The organism is Arthrobacter sp. FW306-07-I, from assembly GCF_021800405.1.
Lineage (GTDB): Bacteria > Actinomycetota > Actinomycetes > Actinomycetales > Micrococcaceae > Arthrobacter.
In genome coordinates this window covers 3,835,271-3,855,819 of record NZ_CP084550.1, presented here as the reverse complement: position 1 = coordinate 3,855,819, position 20,549 = coordinate 3,835,271, and the positions used below count along the sequence as shown (strand labels likewise).

Annotated in this window: 21 protein-coding genes and 1 pseudogene; 11 read left to right on the top strand and 11 right to left on the bottom strand. The window is 66.1% G+C overall.

The genetic code is table 11. The features are described 5' to 3' along the window. Positions 1-2 precede the first annotated feature (2 nt). Entirely contained in the window at positions 3-935 is a 933-nt protein-coding gene (locus LFT46_RS17955; RefSeq protein ID WP_236799767.1) for a threonine/serine dehydratase, read from the top strand. Between the two features lie 59 nt (positions 936-994). Here the strand turns inward: LFT46_RS17955 and LFT46_RS17950 are convergent, their stop codons facing one another. Further along, positions 995-1,345, bottom strand: a complete 351-nt coding sequence (locus LFT46_RS17950; protein WP_236799766.1) for a hypothetical protein — start codon at positions 1,343-1,345, stop codon at positions 995-997. A gap of 157 nt (positions 1,346-1,502) precedes the next feature. Here LFT46_RS17950 and LFT46_RS17945 point away from each other — a divergent pair, with 157 nt between their 5' ends. Further along, complete coding sequence (locus LFT46_RS17945; protein ID WP_236799765.1) at positions 1,503-2,417, top strand: hypothetical protein; 915 nt, start codon at positions 1,503-1,505, stop codon at positions 2,415-2,417. A 59-nt stretch (positions 2,418-2,476) separates the two neighbouring features. On the opposite strand, the gene LFT46_RS17940 is transcribed toward LFT46_RS17945, so the two are convergent. From LFT46_RS17940 to hisC, 3 genes are all read right to left on the bottom strand, one after another. Then, positions 2,477-3,118: an NADPH-dependent F420 reductase gene (locus LFT46_RS17940; protein WP_236799764.1), complete on the bottom strand. Its 642-nt coding sequence runs from the start codon at positions 3,116-3,118 to the stop codon at positions 2,477-2,479. Positions 3,119-3,202: 84 nt separating this feature from the next. Further along, positions 3,203-3,835: a YitT family protein gene (locus LFT46_RS17935; protein WP_236802948.1), complete on the bottom strand. Its 633-nt coding sequence runs from the start codon at positions 3,833-3,835 to the stop codon at positions 3,203-3,205. A gap of 53 nt (positions 3,836-3,888) precedes the next feature. Continuing rightward, positions 3,889-4,992 (bottom strand): histidinol-phosphate transaminase, encoded by a 1,104-nt coding sequence (gene hisC / locus LFT46_RS17930; RefSeq protein WP_236820556.1) that lies wholly within the window; start codon positions 4,990-4,992, stop codon positions 3,889-3,891. Positions 4,993-5,075: 83 nt separating this feature from the next. On the opposite strand from hisC, the gene LFT46_RS17925 reads away from it, so the two are divergent. Together LFT46_RS17925 and LFT46_RS17920 are read left to right on the top strand one after the other, a co-directional pair. Beyond that, positions 5,076-5,576, top strand: a complete 501-nt coding sequence (locus LFT46_RS17925) for an Lrp/AsnC family transcriptional regulator (protein ID WP_236799762.1) — start codon at positions 5,076-5,078, stop codon at positions 5,574-5,576. Positions 5,577-5,779: 203 nt separating this feature from the next. Continuing rightward, complete coding sequence (locus LFT46_RS17920) at positions 5,780-7,786, top strand: rhamnogalacturonan lyase (protein ID WP_272910810.1); 2,007 nt, start codon at positions 5,780-5,782, stop codon at positions 7,784-7,786. 100 nt (positions 7,787-7,886) lie between these two features. On the opposite strand, the gene LFT46_RS17915 is transcribed toward LFT46_RS17920, so the two are convergent. The 4 genes from LFT46_RS17915 to LFT46_RS17900 all read right to left on the bottom strand — a co-directional run bounded on the left by LFT46_RS17915 (position 7,887) and on the right by LFT46_RS17900 (position 12,938). Next, the gene (locus tag LFT46_RS17915) at positions 7,887-8,846 is read right to left on the bottom strand and encodes an SRPBCC family protein (RefSeq protein WP_236799761.1); all 960 of its coding nucleotides are present in this window, start codon (positions 8,844-8,846) and stop codon (positions 7,887-7,889) included. Positions 8,847-8,983: 137 nt separating this feature from the next. Continuing rightward, positions 8,984-9,715: a polysaccharide deacetylase family protein gene (locus LFT46_RS17910; protein ID WP_236820555.1), complete on the bottom strand. Its 732-nt coding sequence runs from the start codon at positions 9,713-9,715 to the stop codon at positions 8,984-8,986. A 248-nt stretch (positions 9,716-9,963) separates the two neighbouring features. Continuing rightward, positions 9,964-12,606 carry an exo-rhamnogalacturonan lyase family protein gene (locus LFT46_RS17905; RefSeq protein ID WP_236820554.1) on the bottom strand — a complete coding sequence of 881 codons (2,643 nt, stop codon included), beginning with the start codon at positions 12,604-12,606 and terminating at the stop codon, positions 9,964-9,966. 179 nt (positions 12,607-12,785) lie between these two features. Next, positions 12,786-12,938, bottom strand: coding sequence for a hypothetical protein (locus LFT46_RS17900; RefSeq protein WP_236799758.1), 153 nt, complete (start codon positions 12,936-12,938; stop codon positions 12,786-12,788). 238 nt (positions 12,939-13,176) lie between these two features. Between LFT46_RS17900 and LFT46_RS17895 the strand changes: the two genes are divergently transcribed. Then, positions 13,177-13,788 (top strand): NADPH-dependent FMN reductase, encoded by a 612-nt coding sequence (locus LFT46_RS17895; protein WP_236799757.1) that lies wholly within the window; start codon positions 13,177-13,179, stop codon positions 13,786-13,788. Positions 13,789-13,903: 115 nt separating this feature from the next. On the opposite strand, the gene LFT46_RS17890 is transcribed toward LFT46_RS17895, so the two are convergent. Continuing rightward, positions 13,904-14,380, bottom strand: coding sequence for a sensor histidine kinase (locus LFT46_RS17890; RefSeq protein WP_236820553.1), 477 nt, complete (start codon positions 14,378-14,380; stop codon positions 13,904-13,906). 201 nt (positions 14,381-14,581) lie between these two features. On the opposite strand from LFT46_RS17890, the pseudogene LFT46_RS17885 reads away from it, so the two are divergent. The 4 genes and pseudogenes from LFT46_RS17885 to LFT46_RS17870 all read left to right on the top strand — a co-directional run. After that, a pseudogene (locus LFT46_RS17885) lies at positions 14,582-15,139 on the top strand (ZIP family metal transporter); the annotation flags it as partial. Position 15,140: 1 nt separating this feature from the next. Then, positions 15,141-15,491: a DUF6325 family protein gene (locus LFT46_RS17880; protein ID WP_373462130.1), complete on the top strand. Its 351-nt coding sequence runs from the start codon at positions 15,141-15,143 to the stop codon at positions 15,489-15,491. A 35-nt stretch (positions 15,492-15,526) separates the two neighbouring features. Further along, positions 15,527-15,826, top strand: a complete 300-nt coding sequence (locus LFT46_RS17875; protein WP_236799754.1) for an SHOCT domain-containing protein — start codon at positions 15,527-15,529, stop codon at positions 15,824-15,826. Positions 15,827-15,896: 70 nt separating this feature from the next. After that, a complete protein-coding gene (locus LFT46_RS17870; RefSeq protein WP_236820552.1) occupies positions 15,897-16,484 on the top strand; it encodes a hypothetical protein in 588 nt (195 codons plus the stop codon). 59 nt (positions 16,485-16,543) lie between these two features. Here LFT46_RS17870 and LFT46_RS17865 read toward each other — a convergent pair whose 3' ends face one another. After that, entirely contained in the window at positions 16,544-17,248 is a 705-nt protein-coding gene (locus LFT46_RS17865) for an ABC transporter ATP-binding protein (RefSeq protein ID WP_236820551.1), read from the bottom strand. 28 nt (positions 17,249-17,276) lie between these two features. Then, positions 17,277-18,380, bottom strand: coding sequence for an ABC transporter permease (locus tag LFT46_RS17860; RefSeq protein ID WP_236820550.1), 1,104 nt, complete (start codon positions 18,378-18,380; stop codon positions 17,277-17,279). A gap of 166 nt (positions 18,381-18,546) precedes the next feature. On the opposite strand from LFT46_RS17860, the gene LFT46_RS17855 reads away from it, so the two are divergent. Together LFT46_RS17855 and LFT46_RS17850 are read left to right on the top strand one after the other, a co-directional pair. Beyond that, the gene (locus LFT46_RS17855; protein ID WP_236820549.1) at positions 18,547-19,863 is read left to right on the top strand and encodes a sensor histidine kinase; all 1,317 of its coding nucleotides are present in this window, start codon (positions 18,547-18,549) and stop codon (positions 19,861-19,863) included. Further along, positions 19,860-20,519: a response regulator gene (locus LFT46_RS17850; protein ID WP_236820548.1), complete on the top strand. Its 660-nt coding sequence runs from the start codon at positions 19,860-19,862 to the stop codon at positions 20,517-20,519. Before LFT46_RS17855 ends, LFT46_RS17850 begins: the two co-directional genes overlap by 4 nt. The last annotated feature ends 30 nt before the right edge of the window (positions 20,520-20,549 follow it).

The window sequence follows — 20,549 nt, the reverse complement described above, 5'->3', positions numbered from 1 at the left end:
GCATGATCAGCCACGCCGATATAGAGCAGGCGGCACGCCGGACAGCGGGCCTGATCCGCAGGACACCCGTGCTGCAGGCAGACCCCGGAGTGTTCAAGGGCGAGGTCTGGTTCAAGTGCGAGTTCATGCAGCACACCGGCACGTTCAAGGCCCGCGGTGCGATCAACCGAATCCTGGCCAGCAAGGAGCGCGGGGAACTGCGCGCGGATGTGGGAATTGTGGTGGCCTCCGGCGGAAACGCCGGACTGGCCAACGCCTATGCGGCGAAACAACTCGGGGTGCCGGCCACCGTGTTCGTTCCCGAAGCCGCGCCGGCCGTCAAAGTGGCCAAACTGAGGGCCATCGGAGCCAGCGTGGTCCAGGGCGGCGCCGAGTACGCCGCCGCCTACCAGGCCGCCGTGGCCCATGCAGAGGAAACCGGCGCCGTCTACTGCCACGCGTATGACCAGCCCGAAATAGCTGCCGGCGCCGGAACCGTGGGCTCCGAGCTGCTGGAACAGTTGCCGGACATCGATACAGTCCTGGTGGCCGCGGGCGGTGGCGGGCTGATGGCGGGAGTGGCGGCCGCCGTCGAAGGGTCCGCCAAAGTGGTGGCGGTGGAACCGGAAAGTGCGCCCACCCTGCACGCCGCCCTCGCGGCCGGCCAACCGGTGGACGTGGCTGTTTCGGGCATTGCCGCGGACTCCCTGGGAGCCCGGCGGGTAGGGGACATCGGATTCTCCGTCGCGGTCCGCTGCGGTGTCGTAAGCGTCCTGGTAACGGACGAACAAATTGTCGCCGCACGTTCAGCGCTGTGGAACGACTACCGCATCGTGGTGGAACATGGAGCGGCGGCCGCCTTCGCGGCGCTGGCGTCCGGAGCGTACGTGCCGGCGGAGGATGAACGCGTCGCCGTCATCCTGTGCGGCGCCAACACGGACCCCGCCACGCTCTAGGGCCATCAACAAAAAGGACCGGCCACCTGGACAGGTGGCCGGTCCTTTCGTCCAAGCTCTTAGCCGCCCGCCTGGCCGCAGAACTTGCTGTAGGTTGCGCCGGCTTCCTGGTAGCCGGACTGGAGATCGGCCAGCTTGTCCTTGTCCGGGTTCTCCTTGGCCTGTTCGTCCGTGTACGCCAGGATCGAGGCGAGGGCGGGCTTGAGGTCGTCGGAGGCCACCGCGTGGATGGGGCGGATCTGGTTCGCGAGGTTGTTCATGCCCGTCTTGCCTGCGTTGTTGGCGGGGTTCGACACAACGGCCTGGATCCGCTCGCAGGTTTCAGCGGTGGTCAGTTGGTGGGTGGCGGTGCAGGCCGTGGCAGAAGCAACGAGGCCGGCGGCAAACAGGGCTGTGGCGAATTTCTTCATGGGTCCCTCGGTAGTGGTCAGAGGGTTCGATTGTAAGCAGATTGGGTACCCCGATGCCTTCGCGGGCCCAATACCCGAGCTTAAAATGGCAGCACCAATCGTGCGGAGCTCGCCGCAGATGGGCCCCGTGCGCATCAGCCGAGACTAAGGAACCAGCATGCGCCGAACAGTACGCCGACGCGCCGCAGCCGGCCTCATTGCCACTGTTTCATTGCTCCTTCCCACGGCCCTTCCGGGCTTGGCGGCGCCGCCTTCAGGGGAGATAGTGCTCGACGGCGCCACCTCCGCCGAGGGTATCGCGGCAGGGGAGGGCAAGACTTTTTACGCGGGGGAACTCACTACCGGTGACATTTTCCGCGGCGATATCCGCGACAGCACCGCCACCCGCTTCATCGACGCACCCGCGGGGCGCGCCGCCGCCGGGATGAAGGCTGATCCCTGCCACAACCTGCTGTTCGTGGCGGGCGCCGAAACCGGGAAGGCCTTCGTCTACAACACCGACACCGGTAGGTCCGTTGCCGATATCGACCTGGCCAAGGGATTCATCAACGACGTCACGCTGACCGATGAAGGCGCCTGGTTTACCAACTCGGCCGCAGCGGAACTCTACTTCCTGCCCGTCGGAGAGGACGGCAAACTGGGCAAGGCTAAGACCCTCAAGCTGAGCGGCCCGGCCGCGGACCTCAAGCAGGGGTTCAACCTTAACGGCATTGCCGCAGCCCGGGAGGGCCGAGTGCTGATCGTGGCGCACACTGTTGACGGCGCCCTTTACACAGTCAACCCAAAGACGGGCGCGAGTGCGGCCATCAAAGGGGTCAACGTTCCGTTCGTGGACGGCATCCTGGTACGAGGCCATACCCTCTGGGCGGTCCAGAACCAGCTCAACCAGATAGTGCGCGTGGACCTTTCCGGTGACCTGTCCTCCGGCGTTGTTGAGGACACCATCAAGAGCGATGCGTTCAATGTCCCCACCACCGTGGCGCTGTTCGGAAGCACGCTTGCCGCTGTCAACGCGCAGTTCAATCAGCCGCCCAGCCCGTTCGAGGTGGTGCTGGTTCGGGCCCGGAGGTAGCAGGTGAAAGAAAACTGGCTGGCAGTGGGAACTGCCAGCCAGTTTTTGTATGCGACAAATCAGATGGTTCGAGGGGCCTTGGCCAGGTTGTCCTTCAGTTGCGTGGCGTTCTGCCGTGCCACATAGGCCGGGCGGTCGCGCTCCACGCGCCAGCTCTCGGAAAGCGGGCCGACGTTGACGGTGTCGAAACCGAATTCGTCGTAGAGGCGGGTCACCAGTTCAGCGGCTTCCGGGTAATCACTGGCGGTGGCAAGGGCGCGGCGGTTCTCCGTGCCGGCCGGAGTCCCGTCGGTGGTGATGTCCTTGGCCATGATGTGGTTGAAGCCCTTGGCCACCTTGGACTGGAGGAGGTGTTCCTGCAGCATCCCGGAGGTGGTGGCCTCGCCGTTGTCCAGGGCGGGAATGCGGCCGTCCCGCTCCCAGTAGTAATTGTTCGTGTCGATCACAATCTTGCCGGCCAGCGGTTCCACCGGGACGTCCTTGTAGTTCTTCAGCGGCACCGTGACCACGGCGAAGTCGCCGGCCGCTGCCGCTTCAGCTGAGGTGGCTGCCCGGGCCTTCGGGCCAAGCTCAGCCACCAGGTCCTGGAGGGTTTCCGGGCCCCGTGAGTTGCTGATGACCACGTCGTAGCCCAGCTCCACGGCCTTCCGTGCAACCTGGCTTCCAATATGTCCTGCACCGATGATTCCGATTGTTGTCATATGGGCGGCAACACCGCCCCCCGCCGAGATATTTCAGCCGGTCCAGGGGAATAAAAGGGCTGGTCCCTGCCTACTTTCGGGTGCCTACTTTCCCAGATAGCGCCCCGGCCGGTGGTTCAGCGCGAGAATAAGGTTCAAGAGGGTGGCGCCTGCAGCGGACAGCAGCACCATCAGCGGTGGAACGAGCACGAGCGACGCCACCACGATGGCCACGTCCAGCACCATCTGCACATACCCGGCCCGCCATTTCAGCTTCTCCTGCAGCAGCAGGGCCAGGATGTTGAAGCCGCCCAGGCTTGACTGGTGCCGGAACAGGATCAGCAGTCCGACTCCGGCCAGCAGGTTTCCGCCCAGCACGCCATACAGGGGGTCGATGTGCAGCGACCCCAGGGCCGCCGGGTGCAGGCTGGCCATCAGGGACACCAGGGCAATTGCCGCGCCGGTGCGGAGGGCGAAGTTCCAGCCTTTCTTCCACACCGCCAGCACGAAGAACGGCAGGTTGACCGAGAAGAAGATGACGCCGAACGGCAGCGCCACCGAGTAGCTCAGCAGCAGCGCCAGCCCGGCGGTGCCGCCGGTGACGGCACCGCTGGACTTGAGCAGGAACAGCCCCAGCGATGCGGCGAACGTGCCCGTCAGGATGCCCAGGACATCCTCAACCACGGAGTGGCGGGCGGCCGACGGCGGCGCGGAACCTGCCGTCGTCGGCTCTTCCACCTGCCGGGCCGGGGCAGCGACGGTTGCGTCAGCGGGAAGTCTCGTGGAGGTGCTCACCGGGACACAAACCTCTCGCGGTCGGCCAGGACCGCCAGCACGCGGTCATTGGTGGCCGCGTCGGCCAGAGTGATCCGCACGCCGTCGACGGCATAACCGCGGGCAAGGATGTCGGCCCCGGACAGTGCATCCAGGAGCCGTTCCCGCAGTTCGTCGGAGACGCGGATCCAGTAGAAGTTGGCCTGGCTGTCCGGCACGTCCCAGCCGTAGCCGCGGAGGGCCTGGATGACCCGGGTTCGTTCCTGCGCCACGGCCCCGGTCCGCTCCAGGATCTCGTCCGCGGCAGCGAGTGAGGCAACCGCGGCGGCCTGCGCCATCCGGTTCACGCCGAACGGAACGGCCGTGCGGCGGAGGCCTTCGGCGATACCGGGACGGGCAATGGCGTAGCCGATCCGCAGCCCGGCCAGCCCGTACGCTTTGGAGAAGGTCCGCAGGATGCAGAGGTTTGGGTAGCGGCGGTAGAAGTCCAGTGAGTCCACGCCGGGGCCGCGCTGAAACTCGACGTACGCCTCGTCCAGCACTACCAGCACCCGCGGGGGCACGGACTGCAGGAACTCTTCCAGTGCCTCCGGGTTGATGGACACGCCGGTGGGATTGTTCGGCGAGCACAGGATCACCAGGCGGGTGCGATCGGTGATGGCAGCCGCCATGGCCGGAAGGTCGTGGTGTTCGCTTGCCAGCAGCGGTACGGGCACCGAAACGGCTCCGGCCACCGCCACCAGGATGGGATACGCCTCGAAGGACCGCCAGGCGTAAACCACCTCGTCACCGTGCCCGCAGACGGCCGAGATGATCTGCTGCAGTACACCCGAGCTTCCCGGGCCGGCCGCAATTTCCTCAGGGCTGACGCCGAAGTGCCCGGCAATGGCTTCACGGGCCTCCACCGCACCCATGCTGGGGTACCGGTGGATACGGTCTGCCTCGGCGGAAATCGCCGTGATGACGGACGGCAGGGGAGGAAAGTGGCTTTCATTCGAGGCAAGGGCGGCGGTCAGGTCGGACTGCGCGCTCTTGCCGGCCACGTAGGCGGGGAGTTGGGCGACGGCGGCGCGGACCTCGGGTGCCGCGGCTTCGGAAAGGGTGCTGGTCATGGACAGCATGGTGCGGGAGTTCGGGAAGTTTGCGCAACAGGGGTGTATTGGGCAGGACAGATCCAGTAGTTGAGCTGCGCTTGAGTGGCAAAATGCTCAGTATGCACCTCATTGACGCGCTGGACGCAGAGATCCTCCTCACACTGGACAGTGACCCGCACGCGACGGTCCTGTCCCTCTCCAGAACACTGGGGGTGGCACGCAATACTGTCCACGCCCGGCTCCGCCGCCTGGCCAGCGACGGCAGCTTGGCCCCCTTCAGCCAACGGGTCCGGACAGCAGCGTTGGGCCTGCCGCTCATCGCGTTCATCTCCATTTCCATCAGCCAGTCCTCAAGTGACATCGCCGTCGCGGCGCTGCAGACCATCCCGGAAATCATCGAGATGCATGCCACCACCGGGGATGCAGACCTGCTCGCCAAGGTGGCCGCGAGGGACCCGGCCGACCTGCATCGGATCACCAACGCGATGCTGGCGATTGACGGCGTCGTACGCACCAGTACCGCCATGTCCCTGGTCGAAGTAATGCCCACCCGGACTGTGCCGCTGCTGCAGGCTGCCGCGGAGAAGGGGCATGTGCAGAAGCAACCCTAAAAGAACATATTCTCCCAATCACTTTCGGTCAAACCCCTTGACCGGGTTTGTCAGACGCTGATAGACCTAGAGGGCAGAAAGCGCTTCCTCGTAGTCCGCACCCCTCCAAACCACTCGCGATGGGTCAATAACGCTCTATGAATGAAACGTTTCAAAAAGACAGTGGCGGACTCAGCCGCCGCTGCATCAAAGGAGATGTTCTTTTGGCAAACCCCTCAATTCATTCCCCAAAAACTCTGGCGGGCAGGGCTTGGAAGGCGGCGCCGGCAGCGGCGGCTACCCTTACCGCGGCTGTTCTGGCCTTCACCGGTGTCCCGCTTGCCGCCGCTGATCCAGGCGCAGGAAACCCTGCCTCTCCCGCTGCCCCCGCAGGTCCAGGCCTCACCCGGCAGGTGGAAAACCTCGACCGTGCCCCGGTTGCCGTCCTGACCGGTCAGGGTGTTTCGCTGGGCTGGCGCATGCTGGGCCTGGACAAGGACAGCGTTGGGTTCCAAGTGATCCGTGACGGTGCCATCATTACCGACGAGCCGATCCGGGACACCACCACGTACCTGGATCCGGACGGCAAGGCCGACTCCAAGTACGTCATCAAGACCGTGGGCAATGGCAACGGGCAGGACAAACTCAGCGCCGAATTCACCCCGCTGGCCCAGAACTACCTGCCCATCAAGCTGGATAAGCCGGCCGATGGCGTCAGCAAGGATGGAAAGCCGTACACCTACAGCGCCAACGACTCCAGCGTGGCGGATCTGGACGGCGACGGTGCCTACGAAATCATCCAGCTCTGGAACCCTTCCAACGCGCAGGACAACTCCAAGTCCGGCCACACGGGCAACGTCTACGTGGACGCGTACAAGATGGACGGCACCAGGCTGTGGCGGATCGACCTGGGCCGCAACATCCGCGCCGGCGCCCACTACACCCAGATGCTCGCCTACGACTTTGACGGGGACGGCAAGGCCGAAGTGGCCTTCAAGACTGCGGACGGCACCACTGACAACGCCGGTACGGTCATCGGCGACCCCGCGGCCGATTACCGCAACAGCGCCGGCTACGTCCTGTCCGGGCCCGAGTTCCTCACGGTATTCAACGGCGCCGCCGGCACCATCATGGACACCGTTCCGTACGACCCGCCGCGCGGCAGCGTTGCGGCCTGGGGGGACAACTACGGCAACCGCGTGGACCGTTTCCTCGCTGGAGTGGCATACCTGGACGGCGAACACCCGTCCATGATGTTCAGCCGCGGCTACTACACCCGCACCGTGCTGGTTACCTATGACCTGGTGAACGGCAAGCTGGTCAAGCGCTGGAAGTTCGACTCCGACGTGGCGGGTGCCGAGTACAAGGGCCAGGGCAACCACAACCTGTCCGTGGCGGACGTGGACCAGGACGGCAAGGACGAGTTCGTCTTCGGCTCCATGACCATCGACGACGACGGGACGCCGCTGTACAACACCGAGCTCGGGCATGGCGACGCCATCCATACCGGCGACCTGGACCCCTCGCGGCCCGGCCTGGAAACCTTTGCTGTGCACGAGAGCATGAGCGCCAGCGGCAACCGGGGCGCCACTTTCCGCGACGCCGCCACTGGTGAAGTCCTCTGGAGCATCCCCGCTGTCAAGGACACGGGCCGCGGCGCCACCGGAGATATTGACCCCCGGTTCCCCGGCTCTGAAAGCTGGGCAGTGGGCGGCGACGCCGCCTGGAACTCACCCGTCGGATTCCTGATGTCGGCCAAGGGGGAGCGGATTTCGGACAAGATCCCCGCCGCCAACTTCATGGCGTGGTGGGACGGCGACCTGCTGCGCGAGATCGTTGACCATGACTTCGACGCCAACGCGGGCATGGGCGTACCCACCATCTCCAAGTGGAACTGGGAAACTGAAACCAGCGAACGGCTGCTGACCGCCGCCGGCGCCCGCACCAACAACCACACCAAGGGTAACCCGTCGCTACAGGCGGACCTGCTGGGGGATTGGCGCGAGGAGCTGGTGTACCCATCGGCGGACAGCAGCGAACTGCGGATTTACACCACAACTTCGCCCACCGAGGTCCGGCTCCGCACCCTGATGCATGACCCCATGTACCGCACCGGCGTGGCGCGCGAAACGGTCGGCTACAACCAGCCGCCGCACCCGAGCTTCTTCATCGGCGAGGGAATGCAGGCCCCGGCCGCACCGGCTGTCTTCTACGCAGGCAAGACGAAGTAAACCTTCCCGGACGCAAGAGCGCCGCCCGCCTCGGGGGAAGGCGGGCGGCGCTTGCTTTTGGGCTGGATCAGCGACCGGGCGGGTCGGAGATCCGGCGGGGTCAGTGACCGCCGAGGTTGCCGCCGACAGGCGGCAAGCCGCCTTCGGTGCCGCGATCACCTTCGCGCCGTTCGCCGGCGCTCAGGTTCTCGCCTTCGAGTGTCTCGTCCGACTCGCCGGTAGTATCCACCAGGCCGTTGGTCTGGTCGAACGTATGCCCGATCCGGCTGTCATCCAGATCGGCGACGGAACCGGAGGAACCGGCAGCCGCCGTCGTGCCCGCCGCGGGAACTCCGGTGCCCGCGTCCGCTGCGCCGGCCGTGGCGCCGGTGGTGAGCGGCTCAGCCGGAACAACCGGTTCCGCCGGAACCACGGGGGTGGTCTCGGTAACGGTCACGTCGGCAGTCTCGGTCTTGTCCTTGTTGCCGCTGGCCGCCATGGCTGCCGCTGCACCCGCGGCCGCCGCCAGGCCTACGCCGGCCGCAACCTTGCCGGAGACGCCCGCCTTGCCGGAATCACCGCGGGAGGCGCCGGCGTGTTCAACACCGGGGGTGCCCACAGCGGAACCGGCGTTGACGGATCCACGCCAGGCACCGCTCGCGTATCCCTCGTCCTCGATGAATTCCTTGAACTTCTGCAGGTCCGATTCGGCCTGGCGGTCGACGACGTTGAGCTTGTCGCCCACCTTCTCGATCACGCCTTCGGGCTCGTATTCGAGGGTCAGCTGGATGGAGGTCTGGCCGCCTCCCACGTCCTCGAAGTCCACTGCGCCGGCGTTCGTGGCGCCTTCGGTGGCGGCCCAGGCAACCCTGCGGTCCGGGACCTGCTCAAGGATCCTGGCTTCCCACTGCCGGCGGACGCCGCCGATCTCGGCCACCCACTCCAGCCTCTCGTCGCTGAGTTGCGTAACGCTCTTGACGCCGCCCATAAAGTGGGGGAACTCCTCGAACTGGGTCCACTGGTTATAAGCCGTGCTCACCGGTACGTTCACCAGAATGCGTTTTTCCACCTTCGTGCTCATAACGTCTCCTTCGCTTTGTTACCGGGAACTGATGATTTGGTAAAAATCATCAGCATGCTTACCAACATACCTTTTGGTTGCTTCGGTTTCCAGAGCGGGTGGTGCAAAAGGTGAAACCCCGGCGGGGCTTGCCCTACCTAGGGCGCCACCACGACGCCATACGAGCCCTCGTTGAGGTTGCTGGGTGTGGAGGAAGGGGCCACCACGCCGAGGTCGTAGCCCTTGGCCCGGATTGCGTCAATGGTTCTGGCCAGGTAGTCCCATTGCGAGGCGGGGCAGGACAGGACGTCGTTGCCGTCGTGGAGCAGGATGATCGCACCGGGGGCAACCTCATCCATCACGTACTTCTGGACTCCGGCTGCGCCGGGGCACTCGTAATCGCCCGGTTCGCCGACCTCCCAGTGCCATTGGATTCCGCCGCTCATGCCAATGCTCCTGATGTAGTTCAGGGAGTATGGGGTGCTGTTGCCGAACGGGAAGCGCATGAGTTTGGGTGTCGTACCGGTGATGGACTTGATGGCGGCGTTGGTGCGGTCAACCTCCTGCTTTTGGCTGGTTTGGTTCAGGTCGGGGAAGTTTGGGTGGTTCCACGAGTGGTTGCCGATCACATGTCCCTCGGCTTTGATCCGCCGGACGAGGTCGGGATACTGCTGGACGTGGGAGCCCTGGAGGAAAAATGTTGCCTTGACGCCCTTTTGTTTGAGGACATCGAGGACAAAGGCGGTGCGTTGGGGCGAAGGACCGTCGTCAAAGGTCAGGCCAATCAGTGGCTTGTCGGCGGCTTGGGCTGATGCGGCTGGACCCCCGGCCAGCAAGGCCAGGATCAAGCTCAGGGCGGCCAAGGCCATGACCGCAATCTTGCTCTTCATGGTGCTCTTTCCCTTCCCAAGGTCGCTTTCAACCTTGTTTAGGTGCAGCACCCTATGGCGGGCTTAAAGCGGGTGTAAACAGGTGGCAGGCGTCGAGTGCGTAACTTCTGTGGGCGCCCCAAAAGGGCGTTATGCGGCCGTTATCTTCCTCCGCGCGAGGCGGGTAAAACGGACGACGGCGGCACCTGGCCTTCCTTGGAATCAAAGCCGGGTGCCGCCGTCGTTGGTTTCTGGCTGGGAACGTTGCGTCAGTCCAGGTGGTCGCCCACCAGGGCCAGGTTCTGGATGACCGCAAGCCCGAACTGCGCGGTGTCATTGGTGGAAACGGTGGGCGCCTCATCCACAGGCAACAGCACGTGCGGCGGCTCGATCTTCCGCAGCGTGAACGCGGATTCGTGGTTCAGGTGCTCCCCGCCCTCGGCGAAGCTCTCCCAGGTCCTGGCCGCAAGGTCACGGTCCTGCAACCGCGCGGCGGCATAAGCCGTGAGCCGGCTGTGCGCCTGCGTGAGGTAGATGCCCTCAAGCGGTTGGCCCACGGCTTCCACCTGCTCCTCCTTGGTGGCCAGGAACAGGCGGCAGTACTGCAGCCAGGCCCGCTCGAACTCCGGATCGTCCACCAGGTCCACCAGTTCGCTGCAGATCTCCACCAGCCCGAACACGGCACTGAGGTGCGACACTGACATCTGCTCGCGGCCGGTATCGAACCGGCCCTTGTCCAGGTCGTACAGTGCTTCGCCTGTGAGGAAGCCGTACTTGAGCGCGCCGATGTCCGCCATGGTGCCCAGCAACCGGTCGCGGGAGCGCGGATTGCCGGTGCGTTCCCAGTCCGTCAGCCAGGTGGCCGCAAGTGAGCCCCAGTCCGTGCCGAGCCCCACGCCCAATGCCCGGCGGTCGGGCCGGTAGGTGGCGGCGTCCGGGCGGACCTTGCGGACCGGGTCCAGGCCCAGGAAGTTCTGGTCGCTGTCCACCAGTTCCGTCAGCAGGTCCCCGGTGCGCTCGTCGGCGGTCAGGTAGTAGTAGAAACGGCGGTAGGCGGGGGTGCTGATCCGCAGCTGCTTGGCGCTGCAGCCCCAGTGCTGGACGTTGTGCCGCGACCCCAGGCCCTTCCAGGGGCCGAGATGGTAGACGTCCACCTCGCCCGTATGCCGGGTCATGGCCTCGGCGAAGCGGAAGATGTCCGCCCGGCCCGAGCGCAGGTAGGAGTACCAGAGCCAGAGATCGGGGGAGAGTTCGGAATTGTCCCAGGCGTAGCCGCCGATGTCGTAGCGCCATACGTGACGGTCGAAGTCGTAGGTGTGCATCACGTCGCCGTAGTTCCAGAAGCCGTACCACCGCCGCTGCTCTACCTGACCGGCGTAGAAGTTGAACAGGAAGTCCAGGTGGTCCTCCAGGCGGGCCCGGGCCGGGGTGCTCCGGTCCACTGGCATCCAGTCGCCGAACACCCCCACCGAGTGCAGGTATTCCGGCGTGGCCTGCAGGAGAGCGGGGGTGGAAGCGGAGGCAGCATCTGCGGCCAGGCCTTCGGTGGACGGGGTGGCTTCATAGGCGAACAGGGTTAACTCATGCGTGCGGGCAATGCCCTTAGGGTTGCCGAAGCCCGGTTCGTAGTCCTCATACGTAATCTCGAGGCCCTCCAGCTGTTCGGCGAACGTGTCCTGGCCCAGGCCGTCGTGGTAGAACCGCAGGTCCATCGGCTGCGCTTCGGGCGAGTAGAGCCAGGCCGTAAGCGTTGCTTCGCCGGTGGCGGCGCCGCGGATGTCCAGCTGCCCTGGATGGGACTGCCAGAAGTCCTTGATCCCCACGCCCAGGCCACCCTGGGAGTCGCTCAGGGAGCAGAATCCCGCCGAGCGGGTTCCGCCGAAGATGCCCACCCAGCCGTGGCCGGCGGCAGTGCGCTTGCGCAGTTCGAAGCCGTCCGCACTGAGTTGGCTGAGGGTGTAGTCGCCCCAGGTGGGGATCAGGTGCAGGCGGGCCGAGACTTCCGGGTTCCAGGTGTCCAACGGGGGAGTGGGGCGGCCGGCGACCTGCGCCTCCCGCACCTCCGTGCCGGGGTCACGGCGGAGTCCGGTGAGGCCGCGGACCGCTTCGGTGAGGAACCCGCCGTCGGCGCCCGCAATGCGGATATGGCGGTTGTGCGGGTCGTCCTCCAGCGGCACCGTAAAGCGCACGCCGAGTCCGGCCAGGAAGTCCCGATCCGCGTCCCCGTCCCAAACAAAGGAGTGCACCATCCGAACGCTGCGGGCGCCGGCATAGAAGTAGAACCGCACCACGAACGGCAGCCACTCCCGTCGGCCGCTTTCCGGTTCGTCCGGGCGATGGGTGCCTTCCAGCCGGACCACGGCGCGGACGGGGCCGCTTTGTTCGAGGACGACGGCGGTGACCTCACCGGTGAAGGCATGGCGGCCCAACGTACCCGCACCTTCCGGAACGCCGTCCTGCAGGAGGCTGACGAGCTTGGCGTCCCCGGCAACTTCCCGGCCGTCCCGGACCAGGCTGCTGAAGAGAGTGGAGCCGCTGCGGTTGAGCACCATCGTCAGGAGGCCTGTGTGCACGGTCAAAGTGCCGGCACCTTCGGTGACCGTGACTGAAGCGGCGTCCGACGGCGGCTGGCCGGCCGCGATGGTTGTGCCGCCGTCGGCCGTCACGTGGTAAGTCTTCGACGGCGCGTCTGTTGCCGCCAATGCGATGCCTGCCCACTTCAAGGATCCGTCCGGCCAGGTGGCCAGCGGCCACGCCTGGCTGGGAATGGGCGTGCCGGTGGCGTCGGATACTGTCAGCGCCTCCGTGCCCGGCACGAGGCCACGTACGAACGGCATGCCCCATGTGGTTCCGCCGCTGATTTCTGTTGGGCCCTGCCCGTCGATCCACCTGATGAGGGTGCTGTCCGTCATGTCATCCAATTCCGCTGCTGATTGCCGCGCGTCTACGTCCCAACCAGGTGGGAAAGCGCTTTCTGGGGTTGGGTTACAACGTAGTAGACAAGTGCCAGGCAGGCAAGGGGTTTTTGCCAGGCGGGACAGTCCCGCGGAGTTGAAGCGGGCAGCCGTGGGGCTGGTAGACCGGAGAGGTACTACTTCTTGGCCGCGTCCCCTTCGTCGTCTGCGCCTTCGGCGGGATCCTGGGGGTGGACGCGCAGGTCGCTGGGGTCGGCGTTGGGGTCGCCTTCGGAGGGGGCCTGGTTGTGGACCCGGTCGTCGTCATCCTTGGCTCGGTTCTCAGTCATGGCTGCTCCTGTCATGGGTAGAGCTGGGGATTGTGGATTGGGCCATCCCTCATTCAGCGCTTCGCTTCCGGACCTGTCAAGGACCATCCACGCACTCTGGCCGGGCCTTGCCTTGTGTGCTGGACTGGGGGAGCAGTTGGCACCACCGCCGTCCCTTTGGTCTTCCCCGGGGAGAACGGCACCATTTCCAGCCAAACTCAGCCAGCCGGCGTGGACCGGCTGTTGGAAAGGATCACTCATGGCGACATACAAGATCGGATATTTCGTGGGCAGCCTGGCGAGCGGCTCCATCAACCGGACCCTGGCAAAGGCCTTGATCAAACTGGCCCCCGAAGAACTCGAATTCACCGAGATCCCCATCAAAGACCTCCCGCTGTACAGCTACGACTACGATGCCGATTTCCCGCCCGAAGGCCGCGCCCTCAAGGAAGCCATCGAGGCTGCCGACGGCATCCTGTTCGTGTCTCCCGAATACAACCGGTCCATCCCCGGCGCGCTCAAGAACGCCATTGACTGGGGCTCGCGTCCTTGGGGGACCAACTCATTTGCCCGCAAGCCCACGGGCATCATCGGCGCCTCTCCCGGCAGCATCGGCACCGCTGTGATGCAGTCGTCCATGCGCAGCGTCCTGAGCTTCCTTGATGCGCCCCAGCTGAACGCGCCGGAAGCGTATATCACGTACAAGGCAGAAGTTTTTGGCGACGACGGGGAGGTCAAGGACGAGTCCACAGCCAAGTTCCTGGGGCACTACATGGACGAGTACGCCGCTTTCGTTGCGCGGGTCCTGGCAGCCAACGCGCCCGGCCACATCGGCGACCTGGAGCCTGACTCCGCCAAGCTCTCCCGGTAGTTCCGGTAGTTCCTGCAGTTCATGGGCCGGGGCATTCCTGGGGCGTACGGATGCCCGCCGTCCCAGCGACGGCGGGCATCCGTATCTGTGAGTCCTTGACGGTCCGCGAGTCCGGTTAGTCCAGCGGCAGCGTGACCGTGACGCTGGTGCCCCGGCCGGGGCTGGAGGTAATTTCCACCGTTCCGCCCGCTTCCTGGACGGCCACTGACATGAGCCGGAGCCCGTAGCCGTGGTGCCGCCCGGTGGTGGCGAGGTTGCTGTCAAAGCCTGTGCCGTCGTCGGACACTGCCAGGCGGATGCCGTGGTCAACCGCGGCAAGCTGGATGGCGAGCGTGTGCGCCGAGGAGTATTTGAACGCGTTGCTCAGTAACTCGCGGGCGGACTGGTACAGCAGGGATGCGGAGTCCGCAGGGATCTCGAGGCCCCAATGGGGAGTGTCCCATTGGACCACCGTCCCCTGCTGCCGCAGGGGTGCCGTGAGCCGGTCGATGCACCCGGCCACCCCCAGGGTGTGGAAGTCCAGCGGCTGCCGGTCTGTCAGTACGCCGCCCACGGTTGTGACTTCGTTGTCCAACGTTGTTTTGCTTCCCATGACTTCCTGCTCCCCAAAAAGCTGGCTTTGCCGATGCCTCCAGCGTGGACCCGCAATGTCTAGGGATGGCAAGCTTTGCCTCAAGATCCCATCAATTTTGCGCGGCGGGGGAGGATGGCAGCCGCCTTTTTGCAGTGGCTGTGACATGGCGCGCTGCCAGCCCCATTGTTTTATCCCCGTTGGACTGGGGACGGAGGGCATATGCCTACTTGGTTGACTTCGATCGTATGGGGCACCGGCGCCGGAGCTGCGCTGGTCCTGGGAGCCGCTGTGTCCTGGCGGTGGGCGATACCACCGAAAGTTGTCTCCACGGTCATGGCCTTCGGCGCGGGGGTGCTGATCTCCGCCCTTGCCTTTGACCTGGTGGACGAGGCCGTCCAAGGCGGCGGTCTGTGGCCGACAGCGGGAGGCTTCCTGGCTGGTGCGGTAGTGTACGTCGGCGCGAACATGCTCCTGGCCCGGGTTGGCGCCAAGCACCGCAAGAGGTCCGGCGGCCAGCAACCCTCCGAGCAGGACGCGCCCGGCAGCGGCACGGCCATTGCTGTCGGAGCGTTGCTGGACGGGCTGCCGGAATCGGTGGTCCTGGGCGTCGGCCTGCTGGCTGGGGGAGGGATGAGCCCTGCCATGCTGGTGGCGGTCTTCATCTCCAATTTTCCTGAAGGGCTATCGGGTACCGCGGGCATGAAGAAGGCTGGCCGGAGCAAGGCTTACGTCTTTGGGCTCTGGGGCGGCATCGCGGGCCAGCCGGGAAGTGGCGCGGCTGGTCAAGGAAGGTGTGATCCGGCTACTCGATCTGCTCGTCATCGCAAAAAACGAGGAGGGCTTGGTCGAGGTGGTCGAGCTGACCGACCCGGGTGGTCAGGCGAAAGAGTTTTCATACTTGGAGGGGGTGCAGTCAGGCCTTCTCGGTGAAGAAGACATTGGGGAGGCGGCTGGCGCTGTTCTCCCGGGAAGCCTGGCGGTGCTGATCGTGTACGAGAACATTTGGGCGGCGCCTTTCGTAGCGGCCGTGCGCGACGCCGGGGGCGAGCTCGTCGCGAGTACGCGGATCCCCGCGCCCGATGTGATGGCAGCATTTGAAGCCCTCGGCGCAGCACCGCCCGTTTCCTGACCGATACGACCGGATTGAAGAGGAGAAGAGAGACGATGGGACTGCTTCGAGGCGTGGTGCGTACCGCTGTCGTTGCCGGGACGGCTTCGGCGGTCAGCGGCAGGGTCCAGCGCTGGCAGGCTGAGAAATTCGCGGACAAGGATGCCGGGATCGCTGCCAAACAGCAGGCGATGTATGAGGCCCAGATGGCATCGGCCCAGCCCGCCGCCGCTGCTGCAACCGGAATTTCCACTGAAGCTCTCGAGCGACTCAAGGAGCTCGGGGCACTGAAGGAGCAGGGCATCCTCAGCGAACAGGAGTTCGAGGCGCAGAAGGCAAAGATCCTGGGGAGCTGACGCTGCGCCACATCAGGTGGCGGTATCTCGTGTAGCGTGCAGGGAGATCACCAGCCTGAGGGGGCAGCGCTTGACCATCCTGACCGTTCAAAGACCAGCACCACCGTTGACTTTGTTCTGGAAGCTCACCATCACCCTTGCCGCGATTGTCGGCACTGGCACCTGCGTGGTCCTGGGGTTCATCTACGTACACTTCTTCGTCGGAGTCCCCGGGACCGTCGAAGTGCTCGAGCGGCAATTGACCAAGCAGGATGCGGTCCACGCCATCCAGGACGACGAAGGGGATGCCGAAATTCGGGAGAGCAGGTTCCTTGCCTCTTACGAGTCGACGTCCTACTACGCAGCGCCTGGCATCGACCCTGGCGTAGCGTGCCTGGTGGTGACGTCTCCTTGGGACGACGAAAGGTCCTACTGGGAAATGTGCCATGAGGTCCGTGACGGCCGGGACGTCCTGGTGGGGATTCAGGATCCCGACAGCAGGGACGTCCTCTTCGTGCCTGACCAGTTCGACCACGCACCGCTGGAACGGGACGGGTGGATGACGCTGCACCGCAACCTTTTGATCCGACCCCTGGCCGAAGTACCGCAACCAGCGGAACCACCGACCAGCAGCGCTGTACAGCAGGAGACCGGGCAGGGACACGCAATCCTTATCTGAACCGGAAGCCTTCTGGTGGCTGGCACCCAGCCCACGTGGAGGCTCCCCTTCGGGCAAAATCACTCTCCCACCGGGACCGGGACCGGCACCGTGAGCCTGCCGTCCCGCATGGTGGCCACAACGTCGGTCAGCGGCACGAACTCGGTGTCATGGGTGACCATTACCGTCGCCACCGAAAACTCCGTGGTCACGTCCTGCAGGAGGGCGATGATCGAAGCACTGCGCTCATGGTCCAGCGCGGCCGTCGGCTCATCCACCAGCAGCACCTTCGGACTGCCCATGAGTGCCCGGGCGATGTTCACGCGCTGGCGCTGGCCGCCGGAGAGCTGGTGCGGCAGCTTCCGGGCGCTGGCGGATAGCCCGACGACGTCCAGCAGTTCGGCCGCCCGGACCCTGGCCGCTTTGGCGGGCCTTCCGCGAAGGTGGTCGCTGATGATGAGCTGTTCGACGGCGGTGAGCGAGGGCAGCAGGTTGGGTTGCTGGAAGATGATGCCCACCTTTCCCCGCCGCAGGGCCGTAAGCTCCTTGTCCTTGAGCCCGGAAGTATCGGTGCCGTCGATGATGACCTGGCCGCTGGTGGGGCGCACCAGGGTGGCGGCGGTGGCCAGGAGGCTGGACTTCCCGGAACCCGAGGGGCCCACGAGTGCAACGAACTGCCCGGCTTCCGCGGTGAGACCCACCCGGTCCAGGGCGGTGGTGGTGCCGCCGCCATCGGGATATTCGAGGGTGACGTTGGCCAGGGTGAGGGGAACAGGAGTGGTCATGACGGGTTCCTTTCGGGGAGTGATGGGGTTAGTTGCCGCCGAGCGCCAGGAGCGCATCGACCTTGGTGACGCTGCGGACGGCCAGTGCGGCGGCGGCCAGGCCCAGGGCAACGATCCCGACGACGGGAAGCACCGTGGTGCCCGCGTTCAGTTGGAACGGGGCGGCCTGCGCGGCAAAGAAGCCGCCGGCAACGCCAACAGCTCCGCCGACGGCTGCACCCGCCACCAGGACGATGGCGGCCTGGGTCATGGCGTCCCGGAGGATGTAGGAGCTGGGCGCGCCCATGGCTTTCAGGACGGCGATGTCACGGGTCCGCTGGATGGTCCAGACGGTCAGGAAGGCCACGATCACCAGAGCGGAGATTCCATAAAGGAAGGCCTGCATCAGGGTGAGGGAACCGTTTTCGCTCTTGAAGGAGCCCAGTGCCTGGAAGGATCCGGTGCGGGACTGACTCACCGTGTGAGCCGCGGCGTTCCCGGCGGCCTCATCCACTGTGGCCCCGTCCGCATAGGTGATGGCGACAACGGTAGCCGGCTGGCCGCCGTCGGACACGTGCGCCGCCTTGGCCCACGCCGGCAGCGCCGTCCATACGACGCTGGTGTGCGCGTACCACTGGTCCGGCACCACGGCGGCCACGGAAAGCTCCACGCCGCCCAGGGACACCTTGTCCCCCTGGCCCACCGACAGCGCCTCCGCTACCGAGGCACCCACAGCGGCCGTCCCGGCGGACACCTCCACGGGCGCCAGCGGACTGCCGGGCGATACGCCGAACACCGCCACGTTCGCAGTGCCTGACGCGTCCGCCGACTGCGCCCGGGTCTGGGTGATGCCCAGCGGCTCGGCGGACTTGACGCCGGGCTGGTCCTTCCAGCTGTCCACCTGGGCAGCCGTCACGGAGCTTTCCGTATAGGACGCGGTCGGTGAGCCGGAACCCGGGGCGCCAAAGGCGATGGCGTCCACCGGCTTGGCGGCTGATGCGCCAAGCTGCCCGATGGCGGACGTCGACTGCTCGGCGAGCCCCGCGGTCAGCCCGGACAGCATGACCAGCAGGAGGGTGATCAGGGCTACGACGCCGCCCATCATGGCGAACCGGCCTTTTGCGAAGCGGATATCGCGGATTGCCAGGAACACGTTGTTTCTTCTCTCAGCAGGGGTGGTTTGTTCTGTCCTTCCACTCTCCCGGGGGCACCCCGCGCGGGCATCGCGGGGATGGTTGATTGGCGGGAATGGAAGGGTTGAGCTGCGAGTCAACCTTTCGGTTGATTCCCGCCTGGATGTCCCGGCATAAGCTGGTGAGATGCCTGCCACGCCCCCGCCGCCAACATCGGAGACGGCCCGGTCCGGCGGATTCCTGGGCGCACTGGAGAACGCATCGTCGGCTGCCATCCTTCGGGTCCTGCGGGTCACCCTGCACACCGGGTTCGCCGTCCTGCTGGCCGTGGGTTTGGTGCGGATGCTGATGGCCGGAGGTTCGCTGCGCTGGGTGTGGGCGGGCGCCGCCGTCGTCCTCGCTGCCGTCTACCTGACCGGCACGGTCCTGGAAAAGCGGCACGCGGAAGACCGGATCACGTTCAACCCCGGCCGCTACGGCCTGGTGTGGCTGGGGTTGGTAACGGCACTCTGGGCGTTCCTGCTCGCCGGAAGTGCTGACTTCGCCTGGCTCGCCTTTCCCATCTTTTTCCTGCACCTGCACCTGCTGCCGCGGCGGCCCGCGCTGCTGACTATTGGGTTGATGACGGTGGCGGTGATCGCTTCCCAGTGGGCCGTCAGCGGTGCCCCGGTGCCGCATGCCGCGGCTGTTGTGGGGCCCGTGCTGGGGGCCATCTTCTCGGTGGTCACCGGCCTGGCCTACGCGGCTTTGTACCGCGAAGCCGAGAACCAGCGGCGCGCGGCGGACGAATTGCGCCGCACGCGGGAGGAGCTGGCGCGTTCCCAGCATGAAGCGGGCGTGCTGGCGGAGCGGGCGCGGCTGGCCCGGGAAATCCACGACACCCTGGCGCAGGGCCTGTCCAGCATCGTGCTGCTGGGGCGGGCGGCGGAACAGTCGCTCGCGGACGGTGATGCCGCCACGGCCTCTGGCCGGCTGGCGCTGGTGCAGCAGACCGCGGCGGACAACCTGGACGAGGCGCGCAGCTTTGTCCGCGGCCTGTCCTCGCCCCAGCTTGAAGGCAGCTCGCTGTTGGGGGCCCTGCGCCGGCTCTGTGACAAGACCGAGGCTGCCGCGTCAGCTTCTGGGGCGGCGCTGCACTGCCGGCTGGAGGTGGACGGCGAGCCGCAGGAGCTGCCCCAGTCCGTCCGCGTCACCTTGCTGCGCGCGGCGCAGGCGAGCCTGGCGAACGTCCGCGAACACGCCCGGGCCGCCACCGCCGTCGTCAGCGTCGCCTTCCTGGGCAGCGAGGTGACCATGGACATTTACGACGACGGCGCGGGCTTTGACCCGTCAGCTCCGGCAGGTGCCTCGGGCGCAGCCGACGGCAGCGGATACGGACTGCGCTCGCTGAGGGAGCGCATCGCGGCGCTGAACGGCTCGCTGGCCGTGGAATCGGCGCCGGGCGAGGGCACGGTGGTGGCCATCCGGCTGCCCTTGGCGGAACTGCCTGTGGAGGAACAGTGAGCGACGTGCGCGTCCTGCTGGTGGACGACCATCCCGTGGTCCGCGCCGGACTGCGCGCTGTGCTCACGGGCTTTGACGGCATCTCGATTGCCGCGGAAGCAGCTGACGGCAAGGCGGCCCTGAAGGAGCTGGCACGGCTCACGGCCCTGGGCGAGGCGCCCGACGTTGTCCTCATGGACCTGCAAATGGGGGAGGGGATGGACGGTGTCACAGCCACTGCCGAGATCCGGAAGCTCGCAGTGCCGCCGCCGGTGCTCATCCTCACCACCTATGACACCGATGCGGACATCCTCGCGGCCGTTGAGGCCGGGGCGAGCGGCTACATGCTGAAGGATGCCCTGCCGGAACAGCTGCGGCAGGCAGTCCTGCAGGCCGCTGCCGGTGGCACCGTGCTGGCCCCCCGCGCTGCCGCGTTGCTGATGGACCGGATCAGCAACCCGGGCACCTCCCTGACCCCGCGCGAAGTGCAGCTGCTGGAGCTGCTGGCCACCGGCCTGTCCAACCGGGCCATCGCCAAGCAGGTCTTCATCTCGGAGGCCACCGTGAAAACGCACCTGGTGCACATTTACGGGAAGCTCGGCGTGGACAACCGGACCGCTGCCATCGCCGCGGCCACCCAGCGGCGGATCATCCGGCCGCCCGGCGCCAAGGGCTGACTGTCGATAGGTCGCGACGGCGGGGCCTGG

Bases quoted from the DNA above. Each gene is read 5' to 3' on its own strand.
- LFT46_RS17910 (WP_236820555.1), bottom strand. From the start codon at position 9,715: ATGAAGAGCAAGATTGCGGTCATGGCCTTGGCCGCCCTGAGCTTGATC.
- LFT46_RS17900 (WP_236799758.1), bottom strand. From the start codon at position 12,938: ATGACTGAGAACCGAGCCAAGGATGACGACGACCGGGTCCACAACCAG.
- LFT46_RS17955 (WP_236799767.1), top strand. From the start codon at position 3: ATGATCAGCCACGCCGATATAGAGCAGGCGGCACGCCGGACAGCGGGC.
- LFT46_RS17855 (WP_236820549.1), top strand. From the start codon at position 18,547: ATGCCTGCCACGCCCCCGCCGCCAACATCGGAGACGGCCCGGTCCGGC.
- LFT46_RS17865 (WP_236820551.1), bottom strand. From the start codon at position 17,248: ATGACCACTCCTGTTCCCCTCACCCTGGCCAACGTCACCCTCGAATAT.
- LFT46_RS17895 (WP_236799757.1), top strand. From the start codon at position 13,177: ATGGCGACATACAAGATCGGATATTTCGTGGGCAGCCTGGCGAGCGGC.
- LFT46_RS17925 (WP_236799762.1), top strand. From the start codon at position 5,076: ATGCTCAGTATGCACCTCATTGACGCGCTGGACGCAGAGATCCTCCTC.
- LFT46_RS17915 (WP_236799761.1), bottom strand. From the start codon at position 8,846: ATGAGCACGAAGGTGGAAAAACGCATTCTGGTGAACGTACCGGTGAGC.
- LFT46_RS17875 (WP_236799754.1), top strand. From the start codon at position 15,527: ATGGGACTGCTTCGAGGCGTGGTGCGTACCGCTGTCGTTGCCGGGACG.
- LFT46_RS17890 (WP_236820553.1), bottom strand. From the start codon at position 14,380: ATGGGAAGCAAAACAACGTTGGACAACGAAGTCACAACCGTGGGCGGC.
- LFT46_RS17940 (WP_236799764.1), bottom strand. From the start codon at position 3,118: ATGACAACAATCGGAATCATCGGTGCAGGACATATTGGAAGCCAGGTT.
- LFT46_RS17905 (WP_236820554.1), bottom strand. From the start codon at position 12,606: ATGACGGACAGCACCCTCATCAGGTGGATCGACGGGCAGGGCCCAACA.
- LFT46_RS17950 (WP_236799766.1), bottom strand. From the start codon at position 1,345: ATGAAGAAATTCGCCACAGCCCTGTTTGCCGCCGGCCTCGTTGCTTCT.
- LFT46_RS17945 (WP_236799765.1), top strand. From the start codon at position 1,503: ATGCGCCGAACAGTACGCCGACGCGCCGCAGCCGGCCTCATTGCCACT.
- hisC (WP_236820556.1), bottom strand. From the start codon at position 4,992: ATGCTGTCCATGACCAGCACCCTTTCCGAAGCCGCGGCACCCGAGGTC.